Raw genomic sequence first — 4,551 nt, forward strand, 5'->3', positions numbered from 1 at the left:
CCTGAAGTAAAATACATGGCTATTACTTAGAGTATTCAGTAGTCTTGAAACTCTAAAAAACCGCTGAGGTGACTCCAGAATAAAATTGGCCGCTGTGAAAAACCAAGCAACCCTAGGGCGTGTTTTCAAAGTTTTCCGCAAGATTTAGATCCCCCCCAGCCCCCCGCGCGGAAGGGGGGAGCCATTCTCAAAGTCCCCCTTTTTTAAGGGGGATTTAGGGGGATCTCCGAGTTTGAAGACACGCCCTAGGCGTAGAGGAGTTGATCCATTCGCCAAACACCATAAAAAAGTATAGCGTTTACTAGTCTAATCAGGTGCATCATATAAATTTTTTCATTGCTCCCTGTTCCCTGTTCCCTGTTCCCTGTTCCCTGTTCCCTGTTCCCTGTTCCCTACTCCCTACTCCCTACTCCCTACTCCCTACTCCCTACTCCCCACTCCCTACTCCCCACTCCCTACTCCCTACTCCCTACTTAACACCCCCCCCGAGTGATAAATGCTACGATTGCGACAGAACGAGAACAGTGATCAAACAAAGAAGGAAAAAGTACCGAAATGGTAGAGATAGACAAGTCAATATCCTTTGATGGACGGGATATTAGACTCAAAGTAGGTCTACTTGCCCCTCAATCTGGTGGTTCAGTAATGATACAGTCGGGGGATACAGCAGTTTTAGTGACAGCAACTCGTGCCCCTGGTCGAGAAGGGGTCGATTTTCTGCCCTTGGTAGTTGACTACGAAGAAAGACTCTACGCAGCAGGTCGGATTCCAGGTGGTTTCCTCAGGCGGGAAGGCCGTCCTCCAGAAAAAGTTATCCTAACTAGCCGTCTCATTGACCGTCCCTTGCGTCCGTTATTTCCCAGTTGGCTACGAGATGATATACAGATTGTAGCAACTACCCTGTCTATGGATGAACAAGTACCGCCAGATGTTTTGGCAGTTACTGGTGCGTCGATTGCTGTGTTGCAGGGCAGCATTCCCTTCTATGGACCAATGGCAGCTGTACGGGTAGGGTTACTCGGGGATGATTTTATGATTAATCCCACCTACAAAGAAATCGAAAACGGCGACTTGGACTTAGTCGTAGCTGGTTCCCCACAAGGGGTAATTATGGTAGAAGCCGGTGCCAATCAATTACCGGAACAAGATATAATCGAGGCCATTGACTTCGGCTACGAAGCAGTACAAGACTTGATCAAAGCCCAGCAAGACCTGCTTGAGGAGTTGGGAATTGAAATAGTGATTGCCGAACCCCCAGCCGTAGACTCGAATCTAGAAGAATTTATAAGCGATCGCGCCACTGACAAAATTAAAGCTGTCCTCTCCCAATTTGACCTGGACAAAAACGGTCGGGATGTTGCCTTAGATGAGGTTAAGGACAGTGCTGTCAAAGCAGAAATTGCCCAACTCACAGAAGATGACCCAATCCGTGTAGCGGTTACGGAAAATAGCGCATTAGTCGATAAGCTGTTCAAAAGCCTCACCAAAAAACTGATGCGTACTCAGATTGTGGAAGAGGGAGTGCGCGTAGATGGTCGCAAGCTAGACCAAGTGCGTCCTGTCTCTTGTCAAATCAGTCTATTACCTCAGCGAGTTCATGGTAGCGCTTTGTTCAACCGAGGACTAACCCAAGTCCTATCCACAGTTACCTTGGGAACACCTGGAGATGCCCAAACTCTAGATGACCTTAACCCAGAAGATGAGAAGCGCTATCTGCACCACTACAATTTCCCACCCTTTTCTGTAGGGGAAGTCAAGCCATTGCGATCGCCCGGACGCCGTGAAATTGGTCACGGAGCCTTAGCAGAACGAGCATTAGTGCCAGTGTTGCCCCCTCAACACGAGTTTCCCTATGTGATCCGAGTGGTATCGGAAGTGCTCTCCTCCAATGGTTCCACCTCCATGGGCTCAGTTTGTGGTTCAACTCTGGCCTTGATGGATTCAGGTGTACCCATTACCAAACCCGTTAGTGGTGCAGCCATGGGTTTGATCAAAGAAGGAGAGGAAGTCCGCATTCTCACCGATATTCAAGGTATTGAAGACTTTTTGGGTGACATGGACTTCAAAGTCGCCGGAACCGATACTGGCATCACGGCTTTGCAAATGGACATGAAAATCACTGGTTTGTCCATGGATACCGTAGCCCAGGCCATTGAGCAAGCCAAACCTGCCAGACTGCATATCCTAGAAAAGATGCTGGCGGTGATTGACACACCCTCCACAGACATGTCACCCTTTGCTCCTCGCCTCTTAACCATGAGGATTGATCCAGAGTTCATTGGTACCGTGATTGGTCCAGGGGGTAAGACAATTAAAGGAATTACCGAGCAAACTGGGGCAAAAATCGATATTGAAGATGACGGTACAGTTACCGTATCTGCTATGGATGGGGACAGAGCCACCAAAGCTATCAATATCATCCAAGGCTTAACCCGCAAGCTGAATGAAGGGGATGTCTATGTTGGTCGTGTCACCCGGATTATTCCCATTGGTGCCTTTGTGGAAATACTTCCTGGCAAAGAAGGCATGATTCACATTTCCCAACTAGCTGACTACCGAGTTGGCAAAGTGGAAGATGAGTTAGCCGTAGGAGATGAGGTAGTTGTCAAAATACGGGAAATTGACAACAAGGGTCGTCTGAATTTAACCCGTTTGAACATTCATCCTGACGAAGCTGCCGCAGCACGGGAAGCAGCAGCGTTATAGCGCTACGCGCAAGGGCAAGAGGCAAGAGGCAAGAGGCAAAAGTTAACAGCGACAGCTTTTGCTGCTTGTATCAATGTCAAACACCTGAATGCTTAGCTGAACCGCGAGAAGCCCCGCACAAAACCTTCATTGGGTAAGTGTCGGCATCAAGCCCGGGGTAAGAGTCGGAACGGAGCTTACCAATGTGATATACTAGGAATGGTAGGGAAGATAAATTAAGAGCTAACCGCCACCTACCAACTAAAAATAGAACTTTTTGTATTGTTCCGGCGTGGAGGGGCATCTCGTGTCGTTAGTAAAGCTTATCGAGCATCCGTTCGCAGTAGCTGGAGTTGGTAAGAAGCCTGCGCTCTCCCGTTAGGGCAGCGTCGGGAGTATGTCACCAGCAAAAGTCTAACAATTCTGATATAGCCGCAAGTAAAAGCTTTAACAAAACTCGCGGAATTCCCAACCCCTGGGACGGGTGTTGAAGTTACCGTAAGTAGAGGGTCGCCTTTATGGTTGGTCGGCTACTCGTCCCAGGGTTAAATCTTTATGATTAAGGGGACCCTCTACTAAGGTTTCGTCTCTGGGATGGATAGCGAGACGATGGAGGCGCGCTTGACCTTTGAAGAATTAAATTACGGGGTCGCGCCTCAACTTATAATGCAAGTTATCACGATTCATGTTAGAATAAATTTGGTTGCTGACCCGCCTGACTGACTAAAAGGCTACCTTACAAACGGTCTAATATTCTGTCAGTTTTTAGACCTACAGGTGTACAAAGTACTAGCAGAGTTCAGGGAAGAGACAAGCCCCGGCTGGTTGACCACAGAGTCGTAATTCCAAGGTGAGTCTGTCGAGAGAAATATACATCTGCGGAAGGCGGATGTCTGCCTGTGGACGCTGAGTAAGACCAATTCCAGCAGGCGCGCGCCTCCAAGGCCGGGTTTACCGGCCTTGGGTCGCGCCTCTGGTTGAGGCTTCGGCGGATGAAGCGGGAAACCCGAAAGACGAATAAGACCGTCCCTGAATTGACCTGAGAATGGGAGCAATCCCTCGCATTCTCAGCGAAGCAGGTTGGGGTACTTCACACTAAAGAATGCATTATGGTTTAGAGATGATTTAGTTAAGCTGTGCGCAAAATTGTTATAGCTGGTAATTGGAAAATGTACAAAACTCAAGCGGAAACCGCTGAGTTTTTAAAGGGATTTTTGCCTGAGCTGGAGCAAACTCCCATAGAACGGGAGGTTGTTCTGTGTGCTCCCTTCACCGACTTGGGTGTGATGTCTGAGCATGTACAAAATACTCGTGTACAGATCGGGGCTCAGAATATTCACTGGGAAAATGCTGGAGCCTACACGGGTGAAATTGCTGGTGCAATGCTCAAGGAAATTGGTGTGCACTATGTCATTGTTGGTCATAGTGAACGGCGTCAATACTTCGGCGAAACTGACGAAACCGTTAATAAACGCCTTCACGCTGCTCAGCGTCACAGTTTGATTCCGATTCTGTGTGTTGGGGAAACTAAAGCACAACGGGATGCTGGTGAAACAGAAGAAATTATTACCAAGCAGTTGGAAAAAGACCTAGTCAACGTTGACCAGCAAAATTTAGTGATTGCTTACGAACCGATCTGGGCAATTGGTACTGGAGACACTTGTGATGCATCAGAAGCGAATCGAATCATTGGATTGATTCGCTCCTTACTCAAGGAAGCTAATGTCCCAATTCAATATGGTGGCTCCGTCAAACCCAATAATATTGATGAAATTATGGCTCAATCAGAAATTGATGGAGTACTGGTGGGCGGAGGAAGCTTGGAACCTGCGAGCTTTGCCAGGATTGTCAATTATCAGTAGTTGT

At 48.0% G+C, this 4,551-nt stretch carries 3 protein-coding genes; all 3 read left to right on the top strand.

Features of this window, described 5'->3' with window-relative positions; all coding sequences use genetic code 11:
* The first annotated feature begins 314 nt into the window (after positions 1 to 314).
* A complete protein-coding gene (locus tag F6K49_RS35805) occupies positions 315 to 587 on the top strand; it encodes a hypothetical protein (RefSeq protein ID WP_293104435.1) in 273 nt (90 codons plus the stop codon).
* Positions 556 to 2,706 (top strand): polyribonucleotide nucleotidyltransferase, encoded by a 2,151-nt coding sequence (locus tag F6K49_RS35810; RefSeq protein WP_293104438.1) that lies wholly within the window; start codon positions 556 to 558, stop codon positions 2,704 to 2,706. The genes F6K49_RS35805 and F6K49_RS35810 overlap by 32 nt, the downstream gene beginning before the upstream one ends.
* Before the next feature lie 1,115 nt (positions 2,707 to 3,821).
* Positions 3,822 to 4,547: a triose-phosphate isomerase gene (tpiA, locus tag F6K49_RS35815; protein ID WP_293104441.1), complete on the top strand. Its 726-nt coding sequence runs from the start codon at positions 3,822 to 3,824 to the stop codon at positions 4,545 to 4,547.
* The last annotated feature ends 4 nt before the right edge of the window (positions 4,548 to 4,551 follow it).

Source organism: Moorena sp. SIO3I6, from assembly GCF_010672095.1.